The sequence below is a fragment of the Halioglobus sp. HI00S01 genome, assembly GCF_001635445.1.
In the GTDB taxonomy this organism is placed as follows: Bacteria; Pseudomonadota; Gammaproteobacteria; order Pseudomonadales; family Halieaceae; genus Halioglobus; species Halioglobus japonicus.
Genome location: NZ_LWEE01000265.1, coordinates 149397 through 169533 on the forward strand (window position 1 = coordinate 149397; position 20137 = coordinate 169533).

At 55.9% G+C, this 20137-nt stretch carries 12 protein-coding genes; 10 read left to right on the forward strand and 2 right to left on the reverse strand.

Annotation, left to right across the window (positions count from 1 at the left end):
- Positions 1-253: 253 nt before the first annotated feature.
- From A3709_RS18135 to A3709_RS18155, 5 genes are all read left to right on the forward strand, one after another.
- The gene (locus A3709_RS18135) at positions 254-2656 is read left to right on the forward strand and encodes a TonB-dependent receptor (RefSeq protein ID WP_066057837.1); all 2403 of its coding nucleotides are present in this window, start codon (positions 254-256) and stop codon (positions 2654-2656) included.
- 71 nt (positions 2657-2727) lie between these two features.
- Positions 2728-4350, forward strand: coding sequence for a glycoside hydrolase (locus tag A3709_RS18140; protein WP_197484285.1), 1623 nt, complete (start codon positions 2728-2730; stop codon positions 4348-4350).
- Between the two features lies 1 nt (position 4351).
- Positions 4352-7390 carry a beta-galactosidase gene (locus tag A3709_RS18145; RefSeq protein ID WP_066057841.1) on the forward strand — a complete coding sequence of 1013 codons (3039 nt, stop codon included), beginning with the start codon at positions 4352-4354 and terminating at the stop codon, positions 7388-7390.
- Positions 7391-7393: 3 nt separating this feature from the next.
- The gene (gene melB, locus A3709_RS18150) at positions 7394-8791 is read left to right on the forward strand and encodes a melibiose:sodium transporter MelB (RefSeq protein WP_197484286.1); all 1398 of its coding nucleotides are present in this window, start codon (positions 7394-7396) and stop codon (positions 8789-8791) included.
- A 27-nt stretch (positions 8792-8818) separates the two neighbouring features.
- Positions 8819-9742 carry a hypothetical protein gene (locus A3709_RS18155; RefSeq protein ID WP_066057844.1) on the forward strand — a complete coding sequence of 308 codons (924 nt, stop codon included), beginning with the start codon at positions 8819-8821 and terminating at the stop codon, positions 9740-9742.
- Between the two features lie 5 nt (positions 9743-9747).
- Here A3709_RS18155 and A3709_RS18160 read toward each other — a convergent pair whose 3' ends face one another.
- The gene (locus A3709_RS18160; RefSeq protein WP_066057847.1) at positions 9748-11766 is read right to left on the reverse strand and encodes a tetratricopeptide repeat-containing sulfotransferase family protein; all 2019 of its coding nucleotides are present in this window, start codon (positions 11764-11766) and stop codon (positions 9748-9750) included.
- Between the two features lie 105 nt (positions 11767-11871).
- Between A3709_RS18160 and A3709_RS18165 the strand changes: the two genes are divergently transcribed.
- From A3709_RS18165 to A3709_RS18180, 4 genes are all read left to right on the forward strand, one after another.
- Positions 11872-12906, forward strand: a complete 1035-nt coding sequence (locus A3709_RS18165; RefSeq protein WP_066057850.1) for a UDP-glucose--hexose-1-phosphate uridylyltransferase — start codon at positions 11872-11874, stop codon at positions 12904-12906.
- Between the two features lie 3 nt (positions 12907-12909).
- A complete protein-coding gene (galK, locus tag A3709_RS18170) occupies positions 12910-14061 on the forward strand; it encodes a galactokinase (RefSeq protein ID WP_066057853.1) in 1152 nt (383 codons plus the stop codon).
- A 150-nt stretch (positions 14062-14211) separates the two neighbouring features.
- The gene (locus A3709_RS18175) at positions 14212-16524 is read left to right on the forward strand and encodes a TonB-dependent receptor (protein WP_082850205.1); all 2313 of its coding nucleotides are present in this window, start codon (positions 14212-14214) and stop codon (positions 16522-16524) included.
- A 103-nt stretch (positions 16525-16627) separates the two neighbouring features.
- Positions 16628-18238 (forward strand): sulfotransferase, encoded by a 1611-nt coding sequence (locus A3709_RS18180; protein ID WP_231871239.1) that lies wholly within the window; start codon positions 16628-16630, stop codon positions 18236-18238.
- On the opposite strand, the gene gcvA is transcribed toward A3709_RS18180, so the two are convergent.
- A complete protein-coding gene (gene gcvA, locus A3709_RS18185) occupies positions 18220-19155 on the reverse strand; it encodes a transcriptional regulator GcvA (RefSeq protein WP_066057856.1) in 936 nt (311 codons plus the stop codon). The genes A3709_RS18180 and gcvA overlap by 19 nt on opposite strands.
- Positions 19156-19342: 187 nt before the next feature.
- Between gcvA and A3709_RS18190 the strand changes: the two genes are divergently transcribed.
- Complete coding sequence (locus tag A3709_RS18190; RefSeq protein ID WP_066057859.1) at positions 19343-20119, forward strand: SDR family oxidoreductase; 777 nt, start codon at positions 19343-19345, stop codon at positions 20117-20119.
- Positions 20120-20137 lie beyond the last annotated feature (18 nt).

A 20137-nucleotide genomic window follows, 5' to 3' on the forward strand; every position in this document is an offset into this window, starting at 1 on the left:
CTCCGAGAGCAGAAAGGGCTCATTGGTGAGCGTTTTTGTTGTATGTTTTTCGAGGGTGCTAGTAAACCTTGGTAGCAGAGCCCTGTGAATAGATTTACAGATTAGATTATCAAATCTATTGTATAGTTATTCTCACTCTGAGTTGCGAGCCATGAAGCGGGGGATTGGTTTAGCATACAGGGAACGAGGAGAGTCGCACTTACGCAAGAGTGCACCGCTCTAAGATGAAAAAAATAACCAAGGCTGCACGCACATGAAGAACAAGCTGGTTCGTTACAAACTGCACCCATTGGCCAGGGCGATTGCCCTTGCCACCGCCACCGCACCTGCCGCTACACTGGTATTCGGCCAGGAAGCGCAAACTCCGGCGCTGGAAGAAGTCATCGTCACTGCTACCAAGCGCGAAGTAAACATGCAGGACCTCGCCCAGAGTGTCCAGACATTTAGTGCGGAGCAGATTTCCAAACTTGGTCTGGACAACATGGGGGATCTGCTGCGTGCCATTCCCAGCATGTCCACCGTTACTACTTCACCCGGACGCAATGAGGTCGTTTTTCGGGGCATAAGCACAGGCACGGGTGAGTGGCGCACAGATTCTGGCTCTGCTGTGTATCTCGGCGATGTCCCAATGACTTCTGCGACGCAGGCTGTTGATCCACGCAATGTTGACATCGAGCGTGTCGAGGCCTTGCCGGGGCCTCAGGGTACTTTGTTTGGTTCTAGTTCGCAGTCTGGTGCGTTGCGTATTATCCCCAACAGACCTGACTACTCTGGGACTTATGGCGCTGTTGATGTGGGTGCCACATACATGGAAGAGGGTGACCCCGGACACACGCTTGATGGCTGGCTGAATCTGCCGGTTATTGAGGACAAGTTGGCACTCCGAGCGGCGCTATTTGACGTTAAAACGGGCGGTTTCATTGACAATATTTATGGTACTAACGTTTTTAGCGACGATGACAATGCGGATGTCGTTGAAGACGACTTTAACGAGTGGACCCAGCGAGGAGGTCGCATCAGTGCGCTTTGGAGTATCACTGAAGACTGGGAAGCTGAACTCATGTATATGCAGCAGCACCAGAGATCTAAGGGTGACTGGAAGTCCGACCCAAATGCACAAGGAGTTGGTGATTTAGAAATCGTTCGTTTTCACAAAGATGATCGAGAAGATGACTGGTGGATCACATCGCTGACCGTTACAGGAGATTTGGGATTTGCTGAGCTCAAATCGATCACAAGCTATCTAGATCGAGACATTGTCTACGAATTTGATGCCAACCTTGATGGCCAGATTCGTGCTGAATCGGTGCGCACTCCGGGTGAATATATTTACTACAACGTACTTTACGATACTGGTTTCCAGCCAGAAACAACGGTCAATGACCAAAAGGCTGAGCGCTTTACCCAAGAACTTCGACTTGCATCGTACGGCGATTCGCGGCTGCAGTGGATGCTTGGCGCGTTCTACGAGAAAACAGAAGATGCGTGGATATATAGTTTTGCACGGGTGGAAAATCTGAGTGAGACCAACTTTGGTCAGTACTGGGACTTGGGTGGGGAGCTCGCAGACACCGACGACTGGTTTAGGGAAGACTACCAAGCCACAACAGAACAGATCGCGGTATTTGGCGAGGTTAACTACCAATTCACAGACAATCTATCGGCAACCGTTGGCGCGCGCTGGTTTGAGTATGATCGAGATCGGAAGGAGTTCAAGAGCTGGCCTGAGGGCAATCCTTACGACACTGACATCTATGAGGGTACCGACGACGATACGTTGTTCAAGTTTGCCGTGAATTACGATTTGTCCGATGACAAGATGCTTTACTTTCTGTACAGCGAGGGATATCGGTTGGGCGGTTATAACTCGATTAAGAACCCGGCGTCGCGATTGCCTGAGACTTACGAGTCTGACAAGTTAATCAATCATGAGGTCGGTCTGAAGAGTGAATGGTTGGATAATCGCCTGCAGCTGAATATCTCCAGCTACTTTATGGAATGGCAAGACATTCAGCGCGGTATCACCGACCCCGATGACTGGACCGCCAACGGCACCATCAATATGGGCGATGCTGAGATACTGGGCGTTGAAACGACGCTAGCCTACCAAATAACGGGTAATTTGCGAGTAGATGCTTCATACGCGTGGAACGATTCCGAATTAAATGACGATTATTTTGCTAGTGATACCTTCGATCTGAGTGATCCAAGTCAGGACTTCCAACTGGGTGCCGGCGGTCAGGAATTGGCTATCGCACCTCCTTCGAAGTGGTGGGTTGGTGTGGAGTACAACATGCCGGCGCTGGTCGGAAGCATGGACGGCTGGATACGTTATGACCACTCTTGGCGCGATGAAATGTACCATGATTGGTGGAATGCCATGAACGCGGAAACAGGTTTGGGTGGCCGAAAACTCCTTGAGGAGGCTGACGAGGGCAGCCTGCAGATGGGGCTAGTGGCAGCCGGTGACTGGAGCGTGACACTGAGTGTATGGAATATCTGGGACGATCGTAATGCCGAGTGGATTGACTCTGGCTACGACGGCAGTTTCGGGCCAGAGGGCACCTGGTCGGGTGTCGGTCGCTACGTGAATATGCCCGGTTATAACCGTCCCCGTGAATTCGAATTGACGTTCAGCAAGGAATTTTCCTTCTAAACCTTCTCTGTTCCCCGGGGCCGCGACGCGGCGCCGGGGTGCCGCTGCGGCAGCAATTTCCGAGGTATACAGTGATCAGATCACGGCGGCTGCTCCGCTCTTTCAGTATTCTTTCGTTGGTGGTGGCGCCTGCGCTGCACGCTTCTGACGCTCAGACGCTGAATATTGATTACCAGCAGACATTTCAGACCATCGAAGCCTTTGGCGCATCCGATGCCTGGGCGATCGATCCTGCAGTGAAACGCTGGCAGCACGAGGGTAATCCAGAGGCAGTCGACATGCTGGCCGATCTCCTGTTTGACACCCAAGAGGGCATAGGCCTTTCAGCCTGGCGGTTCAATATAGGCGCGGGCAGTGCCGAGCAAGGGGATGAGAGCAGTATTCCCGATCCCTATCGTCGTGCTGAGTTGTTTGTGGCTGAGCCCGGCGGTGAGGTTGATGCAAGTAAGCAGGCGGGCCAGGTGCGGTTTCTGCAGGCGGCTCACCAGCGGGGCGTGAAAACCTTTGTGGCCTTTGCGAACAGTCCTCCGCACTGGGCGACCAAGAATGGCCTGACGCATCCAGCAGACGGTGCGGGCGTGGGCTCCACCAACCTGAACCCCGTGCACCGTGATGACTTCACCCAGTTTCTTGTGCGGGTGCTACAGCATCTTCGCAGTGATGCGGTTGGTGTGCCCGTGAACTACATCAGCCCCGCCAACGAGCCCACCTGGCATTGGCAGGACCAGACTCAGGAAGGTAGTCGTTATAACAACGAAGATCTGAAAGCACTGTATCGTTCACTCTTCGGGGCACTGAAAGCTCAGGGACTTGAACATGCCGTGGAGATAGATGGCCCTGAAGCCCCCGAATATCGAGTAGCCCTCGACGACGATCTGCACAAGGGCCTGTATGGCAAGGTCTATAAGGGCGGCATGAATAAGGAAGGCGAGGGCAGTTTCAGGAACTACTTTACCGAGTTTCTGGGCGACCCACAGATGCAATCCCTGCTCGGCAACAAGGTCTCGTTGCACGGTTATTTCTCTGAGCAGGGTGAGTTACAGCTGGGTCCATTACGTGACGCCATGATGGAAAATCTTTCCCGATATTCGCCGTCACCCAGGGTGTGGATGAGTGAATATTGCGTGTTGGGCGGCCCAGGCGATGTTCGCGATTTCGATGGGCACGGTTTTGATGCCGAGGATTATCACCTGGCGGAGCATATTGCGCGCATCATTCATCGCGACTTCACTCGCCTCAACGTCACCGCGTGGTTCTGGTGGTTGGCACTGACGCCCTACGATTACAAGGACGGGTTGATCCAGGTGGCCGATGATCTCGATGCTCGGTCCGTAAAGCCTTCTAAAGTGTTCTGGGCGCTGGGGCAGTACAGCCGCTTTATTCGCCCGGGCTACGAGCGTGTGGCAGCACCAGGCTTTGACGATGTTCACGGCCTAATGGCTTCTGCCTATCGCAGCCCCGAAAACAAGCGTCTGGTGGTGGTTGTCGTTAATGCGGGTGATCAATCCCAGTCGCTGTCACTTGAATATCAAAATTTGCCTGCAGAGCGTGCTGCCGCCTTACCCAAAATCTACAAGACCGACGCGACAAGCAATCTCGCCCACTCACCAGCGCTACTGAATCAGGGGCGGGTAACGCTGCCTGCACACAGTATCGTCAGCCTGGTGGTGGATCTCGTCGCGGATACACAATGATATGAATGCACTGGAAATACTTTGTAAGAGCGAACCGCGTGATTGGGAAAATCCCGCTGTGTTCGCGGTTAATCAGCTGGCGCCTCATGCGCCACTGTTTTCTTGGACGGATGAAACAGCGGCGAGGGTCGGTGCTGACAGTCCGCGTGTAAGGTGTCTGGACGGGCAGTGGCAATTCAAGTTGTTTGCGTGCGCTGAGCAAGTGCCTGCGCAGTGGTTACACGAGGACGTGGCAGGAACCGATGAGATTACCGTGCCGGGCAACTGGCAGTTGCAGGGCCACGACCATCCCATTTACACCAATGTGAAGTACCCATTCCCCGTTGAGCCACCACAGGTACCCGCAGACAATCCGACCGGCTGCTACTCGCTAGACGTTAAGCTGGACGAGGCATGGCTCGATGACGGGCGAGTAACGCTACAGTTTGAGGGCGTTAATAGTGCATTCTATCTGGTTGTTAATGGCCAGCCTGTTGGCTACTCACAGGATAGCCGCCTGCCCGCTGAATTTGATATCAGCGGAGCACTTACGCCCGGTATGAATCGTATCGCCGTCATGGTCCTGCGCTGGTCTGACGGCAGCTACCTGGAAGATCAGGACATGTGGTGGCTAAGCGGTATCTTTCGCTCAGTGCGTTTGCTTCATAAGCCAGCCAGCTACCTGGCGGATTATCGGGTCACAACCAGCGATTGCTTGCAAACGGTGGCGCAGGTGGAGGTGCGAGCGAGTGTGCACGCAGATGCAGGCCATTCGCTACTGGCCCAGTTGTACGATGGCAGCACCGCTATTAGCGAAACGTTAGCCACCATCGACAGCGATATGGAGGGAGGCTGGTGCCACCTGTCCGTGCCTGTACAAGCGCCCCGCCTGTGGAGTGCAGAGTGCCCGAACCTGTACCGCTTGACGCTCAGCCTGCTCGATGACAATGGTCACGTGATTGATGTGGAGGCCACTGATGTGGGGCTGCGCGAGGTGGCGATTGCTGATGGCTTGCTCACGCTCAATGGTCAGCCACTGCTGATTCGTGGGGTGAACAAGCATGAGCACCATCCCGCGCTTGGTCATGCTGAGCCTCTGGCGCAGGTTGAGCAACACCTTAAGTTGATGAAGCAGAATAACTTTAATGCGGTGCGCTGTTCTCACTACCCGCATCAGTCTGGGTTTTACGCGTTGTGTGATCGGCTGGGGCTGTACGTCGTAGACGAGGCAAACATCGAAACCCATGGGATGCAGCCCATGAATGCATTGGCCGAGGACACCGCCTGGACGGGCGCCTTCGTGGACCGCATGCAGCGCATGGTCGCGCGTGACTTCAATCATCCCAGTGTCATTATCTGGTCGCTGGGGAATGAGTCGGGCTACGGCGCAGCACATGACAAGATGTACCAGTGGGTGCGCGCCGCCGATCCTTCCCGGCCGGTGCAATATGAAGGCGGCGGCGCAGATACACCGGTTACTGACATTATCTGCCCGATGTACGCACGCACCGACGAAGATTTCCTTTATCCGGGTGATACAGTGCCGGTGCCTTCGTTGATGACGCGGCTTGAACTTGATCATGAGCGACCTGTGATTCTTTGTGAATATGCCCATGCCATGGGGAATTCACTGGGCAACTTCGGCGACTATTGGGATGCCTTCCGTGAGCAGCCCCGACTGCAGGGCGGCTTCATCTGGGACTGGGTGGATCAGGGGCTGGATAATTACACCGACGCAGGGCGCCATTTCTGGGCCTATGGGGGTGACTTCGGCGATACCATTAACGATCGCCAGTTCTGTATTAATGGCCTGGTGTTTCCTGATATGACGCCTCATCCGGCGCTGCAGGAAGCGCGTTACTGCCAGCAGCCGCTGCAGTTCGAGTTACGTTCCGCACAGCCACTGCGCGTGCAGATGAGTAGTGAGCACCTGTTCCGTAGCACCGACAATGAGCATCTCTACTGGGAAGTGGTTAGCGCCGACGAGGTGCTTGCGCGCGGTGACCATGTGCTGCGTCTGGCACCCGGTGAGGTCAGCGAGATTAAGCTGCCTTTTGAGCTCCCTGACAATGGAGAGTCGATATGGCTTAACCTGCGCGTCGAACAGCCTCATGCCACCGCCTGGTCAGAGTCGCAGCACGTGGTTGCACAGGAGCAGTTCGTGCTGCGTGACATAGCGTCTGCATCGCACAACGATGTGTCGGCTCAATTATTTCTCGATCAGGGTGATCACTGGCGTATTCAGGCTGCTCGCAGTGAGTGGCGAATTGGCAAGACCAGTGGCCGTATCGAATCCTGGTTAGTCGATGGCGTGGAACAACTGGCGGTAGAGGTCGCGGACAATTTTGTGCGGGCGCCATTGGACAACGATATAGGCGTCAGTGAGGTGGACAGACCCGATCCGAATGCCTGGCAAGTGCGCTGGGACAATGCGGGCCTATGGGATCTGCAGCACCTGTGCCGTGACCTGGTTGTAGACCCGGAGCGGGGTTCCGTTACCAGCATGCATGACTATATGCACAACGGACGCACTGTATTGGCGACTGTCTGGAACATGCATTTCAGCGAGTCTGGGCAGGCGACACTGAGCATTGATGTGGAGGTCAGCGAAGATGCGCCGCCACTCCCCAGAGTCGGCCTGGCAATGGCACTTACCGCAGCCCCCCAGGTCATCGACTGGACCGGTCTCGGGCCCCATGAGAATTACCCGGATCGCCTGCGTGCCGCTCAAATGGGCCGGTGGCAGTTGCCACTGGAGCAAATGCACACGGACTATATTTTCCCTACGGACAACGGCTTGCGCTCGCATTGTCGGAATCTGCGGCTGGGTAACGTACAGGCTCAGGGAGACTTCTATTTCAGCGTATCGCCTTATGGTCAGCCGCAGCTACGTGAGGCAATGCATACCAGCGATTTGGAGCCTGCGGATGTTGTCTATATCTATCTGGATGGTTTTCATATGGGTGTCGGTGGCGATGACTCCTGGTCGCCAAGTGTGAAGCCAGCGTATCGTCTGGACGGTAAGCGCTATCATTGGTCGTTAGAACTGAAGCAGGTGTAATCTGTGAGCAATAGCAACGAAATGGACGCGCAGCAGAGCGACACCGTCAGCCTCGGTACCAAGGTATCGTATGGCCTGGGGGCGCTGGGTAAAGACTTCGCCTGCTCCATCATTTACATCTTCCTGATGTATTACTACACCGACGTGGCAGGTCTGTCAGCGGCGTTTGTCGGCACCTTGTTCCTGGTGGCCCGGGTAGTCGATGCGGTGACTGATCCTATGATGGGGCTGGTCGTCGACAACACTCGCAGTCGCTTTGGCAAGTTTCGTCCCTGGATTGTTATCGGCACGCTGGTCAATTCTTTTGCGCTGGTGGCGGTTTTCAGCACGCATATGCTGACTGGCCCCTGGTTGTATGTGTATGCCGCGGTCACCTACATTCTATGGGGTGTGACCTACACCATTATGGACATTCCCTACTGGTCAATGGTCCCGGCCTTGTCCAGCAGTCGCCCCCAGCGCGAGCGTCTTGTGGTTTGGCCGCGGATTTTCGCGAGCATTGCCTGGATGTTAATGGGCGGGTACGGCCTCTGGGCCGTGGGTATCCTGGGCGGCGATAACAAGGGCGAAGGCTTCTTTTATCTCTCTCTGGCGATTGTTGTGTCGTTTGTCGCCAGCGCCCTGATTACGTTCTTCATGGTGAAAGAGAAATTTAGCGCTCCTGCGACCGCGGCCCGGTTTACGATGGCCGATGTGAAAAACATCATCATGAGTAACGATCAGCTCAAGGTACTTATCGGTGTTGTACTGACGTTCAATATCGCCATTCAGCTGATTGGCGGCTTCGCCATTTACTATTACACCTATGCCGTTGGTCGCGAAGATCTATATCCCACCTTCGCCCTGGCCTCCGGTGCCGCCGAGATAGCCGGTGTATTTGTCTTCCCCTGGCTGTGCCGGGTATTGCCGCGGCGGACCATGTGGCTGTTAGCATGTGCGTTCCCTGTGCTGTGTTCGATGGTGCTGCTGTTTACCGGCATCTTTTCACCGGAGAGCGCGCTGCTGGCTGCTATCGCGGGCGGGGTGCTCAAATTTGGCGGCGGCCTGTCCAACGGCCTGTCCACCGTCATGTTGGCTGATGTAGTGGACTACGGTGAATATCGTACCGGTCAGCGCTCAGAGAGCATTATTTTCTCGGTGCAGACAATGCTGGTGAAATTCGCCGGCGCTTTCTCCGGGTTCTTCATCGGTGTGGGTTTGTCGCTGGTGGGCTATATCCCGAACGTCGTGCAGTCTGAAGAAACTGTACTCGGATTGCGGTTTATGATGATTGGAACCCCTTTTATTCTCGTCATCCTGAGTGCGCTGATTTATCGCAGTTGGTATAAACTGCACGATCAGTTTCAGGAGCAGGTCATCGAGCACATTACAACCCGCAAGGGCGTGCCGGCTGAAGCCTGAGTTCGCACTGGGATTAAAGAGAAATTCATGACAACACTTATCGCCAGTTCTGTTGTCCGCGGCAGTCAGCAGGGCGACAGCCACGGCGGCGTTTACCTGGTTGATCTGGACGCGCAGCAGGTCGAGCAGGTGCTCGACTGGAACACCATGGATATTGACTGGCAAGGCCGCGGCGCTGATCGCGGCTTGCGAGGGATTGCCTTTCATGGCGACACCATCTTCATTGCTGCCAGCGATGAGCTAATGGCGTTCGATAGAAATTTCAGGCAGACCGGTGCATGGCGCAACCCCTATCTCAAGCACTGTCATGAAATTTCTGTGCACGAAGGGCAGGTGTTTCTCACCTCAACCGGGTACGACTGCATTCTGGCGTTTGATATTGCCCGAGCTGAGTTTCACTGGGCTTTATACGTGGCAGACACGGGCTATCGTTACGAGGGTCGGGTGTTTGATCCGCGCGGTGGCGAAGGGCCACTGCAGCTCAACAAGTTGCATTTAAACAGTGTCGTTGCCAATGCTGACGGACTGTATATCGCCGGTGTAAAAAGTGGGGGCATGCTGCACTTCAACGGCAAGAAAGTGAACCTCAGCGCCAGTCTGCCGGCTGGCACCCACAATGCACAGCCCTATGGCAATGGTGTGTTGTTCAACGATACGCGAGCCGATTTCGTGCGCTACGCCAGCCGTGTATCTGAGGAGGATCGCGCGTTCAAAGTGCCGATGATGGCTGAAGACCAGGTCACCGGTCAGGGTAAGGACGACAGCAAAGTCGCCCGCCCGGGATTTGGGCGGGGCCTTTGCGTATTGGGTAATGGTCTGATAGCGGCAGGGGCTTCACCTTCGACACTGTCTGTGCACGATCTGAAGTCGGGTAAAACACTGCTCAGCGTGTCACTGTCCACCGACGTGCGAAACGCTATTCACGGGCTCGAAGTCTGGCCCTTCTCCTGAAGCAATCATCCTGACGCAGCACGCACTGACGGTGGCAGCGTGTCGATAATATCTGCCATCGCTTCCTGCCACTCTCCCAGATGTGATTCGTAGTTGCGCCACAGACCAAGTGCGCTGGTGTAAATGGGCCGCCTGACCTGTTCGGAGCTGGCGGTTTTTACCGCCCGGTCGGTTTCGTAGTAGCGCAGGCAGTTTTCCTCAAAGGGTAGTCCGCAATAATCCAGAATACGCCTGACTTGACCTTCGAGGTCTGTCACCGTGTCCTCATAATGGACATCGAGCACTTTACCTGGCAGAACCTCGTGCCAGTACTCCATAAGGTCGACATAACCCTGATAGAACTCGGCGAGTTCAAACATGTCGTAGGTAAAATGCTGGCCCTTGGCAAACAGCTGTTTGTAAACACCCAGGCAGCTGTCCATAGGGTGGCGTCGGGTATTGATGATGCGGGCATTTGGCAGGGTGAGTGCAATCCACCCGACATGAATAAAATTGTTGGGCATTTTGTCGATAAAATGGGGTGTACCCTGAACCCGATGGCGCTGCACCTGTTGCAGGTATTCTTTTCCATACGCTGTGAAATCACGCGACGTCAGCGCGTCAACGGTGCCCGGATAAATCAGGCCGTCATGGCGGTACCGACCTGTGCCAGTGGCAATCGCAGCGAGATTGGGGAGCTCTGCGGTGCCTTCAACCATGCTGTGGGAAGCCAAAATCTGTTCAATCAAGGTAGAGCCAGAGCGCGGCATGCCTACAATGAAAATGGGTGATGGGGCATCGCAACCAGCATCGGTATTGGCGGCGAAGCGCGCTGCGCTGAATGCCTCGCGAAGTTTGCGAAGGTGCATGTCATTTTCGACAGGGTCGTAGTCTACGCGTGGGCGCTGTAATTGATTGCCCGTGTGGTAGTGATGCCAGGCACGCTCGTAATCGCGTTGGTCTTCGTAGGCTTTGCCTAAGGCAAAGTGAAAGTTGACCCGACCTTGTTCCGAAACTTCTTCGGTGTTCAGCTGAGCCTCCATTGAGGTGACTTCCTCGGGTTTGAACTTGAATATTTTGAGGTTGGCCATGCTCCAATAGCTTTCACCCAGGCTGGGCTTGATGCGTATTGACTCGCGATACGCCGTCAGGGCGTCTTCTTGCTGGCCGATGGTCTTCAGCATATGTGCTAGGGCCATGTGAGCCGAGGCGATGTCTGGATTAAGCTTGATTGACTCGCGATACGCCTCAATCGCTGCTTCGATTTCGCCGAGGTGGGCGCGGGCGCGTCCCAGGCCTGACCAGGCCTCGTCATTGTCAGGTTTGAGTGCGACCCAGCGCTCGTAAATTTCCGCCGCCTCCTCTGTTTTGCCGTTCTCAATAAGAATCCGACCCAGATTGCCCAGCGCCTGGTGAAAGTCCGGGGCGATGCCAATAGCGCGGCGCAGCAGGGCTTCAGCGTCGTCGAGCTGGCGGCCCTCACCGTGATAGACCATGGCCAGGAAACGCATTGCGTCTACATTGTCGGGATTGGAGCGCAGCGCTTTCTTGAGTGTGTCCTCGGCCTCGGTCATACGTCCGGCGCGCCAATGTTCAGCGCCGGTGGCCACGAGTGCGGCGTCCGCATTGTGATCGAGAAACCCTTCCATGGCCTCATCGATCTCATTGTGACGTCCTGTTGCCTGCAGGGCCTGGGCCAGTTTCTTGTGTGCAGAGCTGAGCCCCGGATCAATCTGTACCGCGCGCTTGAGAGCATCGATAGCAGCGTGATGATCACCTTGCATGCCGCGTATGCTGCCGAGGTCCTCGTACAGGGGGGCAAAGTCCGGCGCGATTTTTATGGCCATCTCCAGTTGTTCCAGCGCCTGGGGTAGCGCGCTTTGGCGAACCAGGATGCGGGCCAATAGTTGCAGGTGTGGAACAGAACCCGGGCTCTCGATTAGATAGTTACGGCACAGGGTTTCGGCAGTGCCAATATCCCCATTGCGCAGGGCGGCGACCACGGCACTGATGGATTGCTGTTCAGGAGCTGGTGATTGTGGCATGAAAAACGGCTTTTTTTACGGAGTAACAGGAGAGTACCCGCGACAGACCAATGCTCGCAAGCGTAGAATGGGCGTCGCAAAATGAGTCTGCGAAAGGATGGAACAATGGGTGCTTTCAATCGGGAAGATAATCCCCATCGCCGGCGTAACCCGCTAACCGGTGATTGGGTGTTGGTCTCTCCTCACCGCAGCAAACGTCCCTGGCAGGGGCAGACAGAAGAGGCCGTCCCTACCGAGGCGTCAACTTATGACGAAAGTTGCTATCTGTGCCCTGGTAATCATCGGGTCAATCGCGAGCAGAATCCACTCTATATCGGTCCCTGGGTATTCGATAACGACTTCGCGGCGCTGCAGGATACCGGGCTGACCGAGCGCAGCGATGACCCGCTCATGGCAATGCAGGCGGTATCAGGCGTCAGCCGGGTGATCTGCTATTCAGAACGCCACGATCTTACGCTGCCTCAATTGCCCGTGAGCGGCGTGCAGGCGCTGGTTGATACCTGGTGCGAACAATGGGATGAATTGTCCAGGCAATACCGGTGGGTGCAGATCTTTGAAAACAAGGGAGCGATTAACGGCTGCTCGAACCCCCATCCACACGGCCAGATCTGGGCCAGTGACTTTATGCCCACATTGGTCGCGCGCGAAGATGAGCAGCAGGCGGATTATCTACAGAAGCATGGTTCCTCACTGCTGCTCGACTACGTCCACCGCGAGTTGGAGCAGGGCGAGCGCGTGGTGTGCCAGAACGATGACTGGCTGGCGGTGGTTCCCTGGTGGGCAAGCTGGCCCTTTGAGACTTTACTTATGCCATTGGTCCCGACGCCAGATCTCGCCGCTTTGAGCAATGAGCGCCGTGTCTCGCTGGCAGCGATACTGCGAGATCTCACAACGCGCTACGACAATCTGTTTAAGTGTTCTTTTCCCTACAGTATGGGCTGGCATGGTGCGCCGGCGCGTGACACGCGAGGTTGCTGGCAGTTGCACGCCCATTTTTACCCGCCGTTGTTGCGCTCAGCGACAGTAAAGAAATTCATGGTGGGATATGAAATGCTCGCTGAAGTGCAGCGAGACCTCACACCTGAGCAGGCCGCTGCCAGGCTGCGTGACCAGCCTGCGAAACATTATCTGGAAAGCTAACCCATGCAAGACCAAATCTTGTCGGCCTTCGAGTCGACATTCGGTGCCCGCCCTGCGGCGCTGGTGCGAGCCCCTGGCAGAGTCAATCTGATTGGCGAACACACCGATTACAACGCGGGCTATGTGCTGCCCTGTGCGATTTCCTATGAAACACTGGTGGCCATCAGCCCCCGGCAGGATTCACATGTCAATGTGATTGCGCTGGACTGGGAGTTGCAGCGCGACGCCTTTGATTTACAGCAGCCGATAGACCATCACCCACAGCAGCAGTGGAGCAACTATGTGCGTGGTGTCGCGGTGGAGCTGATCCGGCGTGACTACGCTCTGCGGGGCTGCGATATCGCCATCACAGGCAATGTGCCTCAGGGGGCTGGTCTGAGCTCATCCGCCGCGCTGGAGGTAGGCCTTGCCAAGGCTATGCTGGTCGCCAGCGATCTCGATGCTCCCCCTCTGGAGTTGGCCCTTATCGGACAGGCTGCAGAGAATGACTTTGTCGGCTGTGCCTGTGGCATTATGGATCAACTGATCAGCGCTGCTGGTGTCGACGGGCAGGCGTTGCTGATCGATTGCCAGGATCTTGCCATAACGCCGGTCCTCTTACCGGATTCCCTGCGGCTGGTCATGATTAATTCGAACGTTCAGCGCGGACTGGTCGATAGCGAATACAACACGCGCCGAGAGCAGTGTGAAGCGGTAGCAGCTCACTTTGGCGTCAGCAGTCTGCGCCAGTTAGACCCCGCCCAATTTGCGGCGCGGGCCTCTGAGCTGGAACCCGTCGCGAGAAAGCGCGCTCAGCACGTACTCGAGGAAAATCAGCGGGTGCTGGATACCGTCGCTGCATTGGAGCAGGGTGATCTGCCGCGGCTCGGGCAGTTGATGGCGGCCAGCCACGCCTCCATGCGTGATTTGTTTGAAATCACCACGCCGGAAATCGACCTGCTGGTCGAGACGCTGTCTGAGGTGGCGGGTGAGCGCGGTGGGGCGCGGATGACCGGCGGCGGTTTTGGCGGCTGTGTCGTTGCGTTACTGGCCAAAGACCTTGTTGATTCAGCGCTACAGGAGGTCAACAAGCGCTATTTTGCCGCCACCGGGCTGCGTGAGACGGTTTACCAGAGCGAACCCTGCGCCGGTGTCTCGGTTATTGTTACAGATTAACTGCCAATTCCTCAGCGCAGAAATTGATGGGTTATTTTTTCTAATGTATTATGAAGAATTACTCGTTTGCGTCACGCCGGTGAGCAAACGTAACCTGAGAGCAGGTGAATAAAACACCTGCCGAATAACTATAAACACCGGAGAAATTCTATGGCGCGCAAGACCAACCCTCGCCAACCGAAGTCCGTCCCCTTTACTCGTCACCGCTTGTCGCAAAGTGTGGGCCAGATCGCCCGGGCCGGTTTGATCGCCGCAGTTGCAGGTGTACCTGTTGCTCAGGCACAGGAATCGATGCAGCTGGAGGAGGTGGTGGTCACCGCTACCAAGCGCTCAGCGAGTATGCAGGACGTGCCGATTAGCATCACCGCTCTGGGTCAAAGTGATCTCGATGACCTGAATATCACCAATTTCCAGGATTACGTGATGCAGTTGCCGTCGGTATCGTTCGCTCAGCGACGCCCAGGCCAGGCTAATCTATTCATGCGCGGCATCTCAGATGGCGGCAACGGTAACCAGTCACTGCAAGGACCCTCTGTTGCGATATACCTGAATGAGCAGCCGGTCACGGCTATTGGTTTCAACCTGGATGTTCATGTCTACGACGTCGAGCGCATCGAAGTGCTCATGGGGCCCCAGGGGACGCTGTACGGCGCAGCTTCCCAGGCGGGTAACCTGCGCATCATTACCAACAAACCTGACCCAGAGGCGTTTGACGCGGGCTTTGACCTCACCGCGGAAACGATTTCTGAGGGTGACAATGGCTATATGGCTGAGGGCTTTCTCAATATGCCTCTCGGTGATGCTGCCGCGTTGCGCCTGACGGCGTGGTGGGACGATGACGGCGGCTACATCGACGCCGTTCCCGATACGATTACCTATCCACTTAGCGGAATTACCCGGAGCAACGAGGGTTATGTTGAAGACGATTTCAACACCTCGGAAAAGCGGGGCCTGCGCGCGGCACTGCTCGTTGACCTAAATGATAGCTGGACGGCTACTGCCAGCGCCATGTATCAGGAGTTGGAGGCTGAGGGTGTCTGGGACCACGACCCAGAAGAATTTGATGATTTTGAGGTCGACCGCTTCTTCGATGATCGCCAGGAAGACGAGTGGGCGCAATTTGCACTGACCGTTGAGGGCGATCTGGGTTTTGCCGATCTGACCTATGCGGGTTCGTATTTGGATCGCGACTTTGATACTTACAACGACTATTCGCACTATTCCATTGATGGTGCTGTAGAGGCATATTACACGTGTTACGTTTCTTACTTTGGCCCTTGTGTGGACCCGAGTATTCAGTATTCTAACCACTCTGAGCTGACCTTCCAGACGCACGAGCTGCGCTTGGCCTCGCAGGGTGATCGGGTCGATTGGATTGTCGGTACGTTCTACTCCGAGCAGGAGACTGCCTTTGATAGTCGCTGGTCTGTGCCTACGATCAACCCCGGCGCAGCGGTAGAGGATGATCTCTACTTCCAGACCGACCAGGTGCGGGAGGACTCGGAAGTTTCGGTCTTCGGTGAACTCACATATCGATTTACAGAGGACTTCTCTGCCACAGTTGGCTATCGCTACTTTGATGGCGAAACCACGTTGGAGGGCTTTGTAGGGACCGTGTGGTGGCCTAATTGCTGCTATACGTTCTCTGATACACGCCCACCGGATAACGTCGACAGCAAAGCTTCCTACGATGACGGCACTGCTAAGCTGAGCTTGAGTTACGATGTCTCTGAAGATGTCATGGTGTACGCTACCTATGCGGAAGGCTATCGCGCGGGTGGTGCAAACCGTTCGCCGGGTGTCGGTGAAACTTACGACCCCGACTTCCTGGATAGTTATGAATTGGGCTTTAAGAGCACCTTGCTGGATGGCCGCTGGCGTTTGAATGGCGCCGCCTACTTTATGGAGTGGGACGATATCCAGCTGGGCTTCTTCAACCCGGACATTTCGCTGCTGGGCCTGGTGGATAATGTTGGTACGGCAGAGAGCCTTGGCTTTGAGTTCGATACTACGTTCCTCGCCACCGAAAATCTCGAGTTGTCTCTGGCTTACGCCTACAATCAGGCGGAGCTGACGGAAGATTATTTTGCCAACGATAGCTCAACAACGCCGGACGCCGAAGACGGGCAGGATTTGCCGTTTACGCCTGACAATAAGTACACCGCGACCGCGCGTTACAGCTTCGATATGTTCAGCATGCCTTCCTCGGTGCAGCTGAACTACGCGTATACCGATGAGATGTACAACGATTTGTTCCTCTCTAATCGCGAGAAGATGGATGACTATGGCCTGTTGAATGCAAGCCTGCGCGTGGAAGGCGATGGCTGGCACGCTACGCTCTTCGGTGAAAACCTCACTGATGAAGTGGCGGAGCTGTATATCAATAGCGTCGATATCCAGCGCCTGGTTACCGTCAACAAGCCGCGTACCATTGGCGTTAGCTTCGGTATGCGCTTCGACTAACAGGCCAGGCCTGACCGAGAAGCCGCCGGTAGGATCACCGGCGGTTTTTTTTTCTGCGCTGCCCCCATAGACTGGCGTCTTACCTGAGTTCGCGAGTATCCGAGTGAAGATCGAAACTGATAAACAAAGCCTGCCAGAGCCATTGCGAGCCGCAACAGCGCATATCGTGGCGGGCGAACTGGCCAAAGCCGAGGCTATTCTGCGCCCTTATGTGCACGATAATCCCGTGGATGTGAACGGCATTCGCATGCTGGGTGAAGTGGGGCTGTCGCTCGGTGCACTGCGCGATGCAGAGCGGCTGCTTGCCCGCGCGGTAGAGCTGGCGCCAGATTACGACGCGGCTCGATTTGCCTGGGCGAATGCGTTGTACAAACGTCATCGCTATGCCGACGCGCTTTTGCAGCTGGATCAGCTGCTGGCCAAAGAGCCGGATCGCGCTGCCTGGATTACGCTCAAGGCAGCGAATCTGGTGGAAATTAATGAGCACGACCAAGCTATTCCGCTGTTTGAAAAAATCATTGAGCTTCATCCGGATCACCGCCAGGCTCACTTGAGCTATGGGCATGCCCTGCGCGCGGTTGGCCGGGTTGATGAGTGCATCGTGGCCTATGAGCGTTGTATCGAGCTCGATGGCGGTGTGGGCGAGGCCTACTGGAGCCTGGCCAATCTCAAAACCTACCGTTTCACCGATGCGCAAATTGAACACATTGAATCACTGTTGCAGAACAAGCAGTGTCCTTTCCGCGACTACTACCACCTGTTGTTCTCTCTGGGCAAAGCCCGCGAGGACCGCAAGGACTACCGTGCCGCCATGGCCGCCTATGTAAAAGGCAACCAGGTGCGTGGTCGCAATGTGCCCTGGGATGGTCGTGCGTTTCACGATGAATGTCTGCGGCTGCGTGAGTTTTTTACGCCTGAGCGTTTCGCTGCGCACCAGGGGCAGGGCTGTGAGGCGCCTGATCCCATTTTTGTGGTGGGATTACCCCGGGCCGGCTCGACCCTGATCGAGCAGATCTTGGCCAGCCACTCACAGGTGGAAGGTACGGCGGAACTGGCAGATATGATGGCCCTGGCGCGCAAAATCGCAGCCAAGCAGCGGCGCGACGATCCTTCCCGTTATCCGGAGGCGCTTGCGGAATCGAGTGCTGATCAGCTGGCGCAGATGGGGCAGAGCTACATCGATAATACCGCCGTGCAGCGCGTCACCGATGCGCCCTATTTTATCGACAAGATGCCAAACAATTTTGTCCACGTGGGTCTGATTCAGCTGGTGCTGCCAAACGCGCGCATCATTGATGCTCGTCGCCATCCTATGGATTGCTGTTTCAGCGGCTTTAAACAGCTGTTCGCCTCCGGTCAGGGATTTACCTACGGACAGCAACGCATCGGTCAGTACTATCGCGAGTATGTTGAACTGATGGATCACTGGGATGCGGTGCTCCCCGGGCGGGTGCTGCGCGTCCAGTATGAGGAGATGGTCGCGGATACCGAAAACCAGGTGCGTCGCTTACTCAATTATTGCGGCCTGCCTTTTGAAGAGGCCTGCCTGAATTTCCATGACAACACCCGCACCGTGCGCACCGCGAGTTCCGAGCAGGTGCGTCAGCCAATCAATCGCAGCGGCATGGATCGCTGGAGGCCTTTTGAGGAATGGCTGGATCCACTGAAGGAGGCGCTTGGGCCTGTGCTACAACGTTATCCCTTGGAGAGCTGAGGCAGGTTGGGGTCGCTCTCCACTTCGCTGATCAGCCACTGACGCAGCGCCTCCAGTTTGGCGGTGTCGCGCTTTTCGGTGCGGCAGGCGAGATACCAGCGGTTGGTATTGGGCAGACGCAGTTCGGGAAAAAGCTCCACCAGATCGCCGGTTTCCAGTTCGCCTTCCAGGTAGGGTTGTTGTCCCAGAGCAATGCCAATCCCCTGAACGGCGCTCGATAAGGCCACATCGTAGCTCTCCAGTTGCAGGCCTGAATCGGGTGCCACACCCGTTACCTCATTGCCCTCCAGCCACACGTGCCAGTCACCCGCTGATGGGTACACCTGCAGAATCGGATGGTTCGCCAGCTCCTGGGGGGCGTTGATCGGGCCGTGTTTCTCCAGATAGCCGGGGCTGCACACAGGGAATAGTTCGCAGTCGAACAGGTAGTCGTAGTGCAGGTTACTGTCGGAGGGGTGGCCCACCATGATTGCGGCATCAATATCCTCCTGGGCGAAGTTAACATCGGCCTGTGAGGTATGGAGCCTGACCTGAATGTTCGGGTTCGCTTCCTGAAAGCGCGGCAGGCGCGGTAGCAGCCAGCGCATGGTAAATGTGGAATACACATGCAGTGTTAGCACTGACACTGAGGTTTCTTCCAGCAGCATCTGGGTGCCTTCCCAGATGCTGTCGAAGGCATTGCGCAGAATAGGATAGAGCAGCTTGCCTTTGCGGGTGAGTTCCACCGCCCGGGTACGCCGGGTAAACAGTGACGTCGACAGGTATTCTTCCAGGGCTTTGATCTGGTGGCTAACCGCAGATTGGGATACCGCCAATTCCTCTGCGGCCTCCTTGAAACTCTGGTGTCGGGCGGCGGCTTCGAACGCGCGCAGCGCATTCAGGGGCGGTAATTTGCGTCGCTGCTGGAATCCTGACATAACACTCTCAAATTAGATTTTTTAGGGTGTAGTTCGTTGCCGATAGCATACACGATAGCTTTCTGATGAAAAAATGATGAGTATAATTCATGTATGCATGGAATATATTCATTTGCCCGGCGGCGGGTCGGCTGCGAGCATGGGCGCACTATCAGAGCCGGGTTTCGGCCAGAGGAAGAATATAAGAATGAGTGAAAAGCGAGTAGCCCTGGTGACAGCCGGTGCGTCCGGTATCGGGCGTGCAATCGCCGAGTGCCTGCTGGCTGATGGCGCCAGTGTTCATGTTTGCGATCTTGATGAGGCAGCGCTCGCCGCTTGCCGTGAAGAGCTGGCCGATGTGACCACCAGCTGTTGTGATGTGGCGGATGCTAGCCAGGTAGAGGGCTTGTTTGCGGATATCAGGCAGCACTACGATCGCCTGGACATACTGGTGAACAACGTGGGCATTGCCGGCCCCACCGCGGCGGTCGAGGATATCGCCCCTGAGGATTGGGATCGCACCATCGCCGTGGATTTGAACAGCGCCTTTTACGTGACCCGCCTCGCGGTTCCGCTGCTTAAACAAAGCCGCGGCAGCATTGTGAACATGGCCTCCAACGCAGCTTTGTTTGGCTTCCCGCTGCGCTCGGCCTATAGCGCAGCAAAATGGGGCCTGATCGGCCTGACGAAAACCTGGGCTATGGAACTTGGCCCGGACGGTGTTAACGTCAACGCCCTGTGCCCTGGCAGCGTTAACGGCCCGCGCATTGAAAATGTCATCAACAAAGACGCCGCCGAGCGCGGTGTCAGTCCCGACGAGATCCGCGACGTTTATCAGCGCCAGAGTTCAATGCGCCTGTTTGTGGAGGCCAGCGATATTGCCGAAACCGTGCGCTTCCTCTGCTCATCGGCCGGCCACTCCATCTCCGGCCAGGCTATGGGTATTGATGGTCATACTGAAGGTCTTTCCAACTGGTTGGACTAAACCGATTTCTGTAAGGAG

What these genes read in the sequence shown, in the direction of transcription:
- A3709_RS18165 (WP_066057850.1), top strand. Translation starts at nt 11,872, where the DNA reads ATGGGTGCTTTCAATCGGGAAGATAATCCCCATCGCCGGCGTAACCCG.
- A3709_RS18145 (WP_066057841.1), top strand. Translation starts at nt 4,352, where the DNA reads ATGAATGCACTGGAAATACTTTGTAAGAGCGAACCGCGTGATTGGGAA.
- A3709_RS18175 (WP_082850205.1), top strand. Translation starts at nt 14,212, where the DNA reads ATGGCGCGCAAGACCAACCCTCGCCAACCGAAGTCCGTCCCCTTTACT.
- galK (WP_066057853.1), top strand. Translation starts at nt 12,910, where the DNA reads ATGCAAGACCAAATCTTGTCGGCCTTCGAGTCGACATTCGGTGCCCGC.
- A3709_RS18155 (WP_066057844.1), top strand. Translation starts at nt 8,819, where the DNA reads ATGACAACACTTATCGCCAGTTCTGTTGTCCGCGGCAGTCAGCAGGGC.
- A3709_RS18135 (WP_066057837.1), top strand. Translation starts at nt 254, where the DNA reads ATGAAGAACAAGCTGGTTCGTTACAAACTGCACCCATTGGCCAGGGCG.
- A3709_RS18160 (WP_066057847.1), bottom strand. Translation starts at nt 11,766, where the DNA reads ATGCCACAATCACCAGCTCCTGAACAGCAATCCATCAGTGCCGTGGTC.
- A3709_RS18190 (WP_066057859.1), top strand. Translation starts at nt 19,343, where the DNA reads ATGAGTGAAAAGCGAGTAGCCCTGGTGACAGCCGGTGCGTCCGGTATC.
- gcvA (WP_066057856.1), bottom strand. Translation starts at nt 19,155, where the DNA reads ATGTCAGGATTCCAGCAGCGACGCAAATTACCGCCCCTGAATGCGCTG.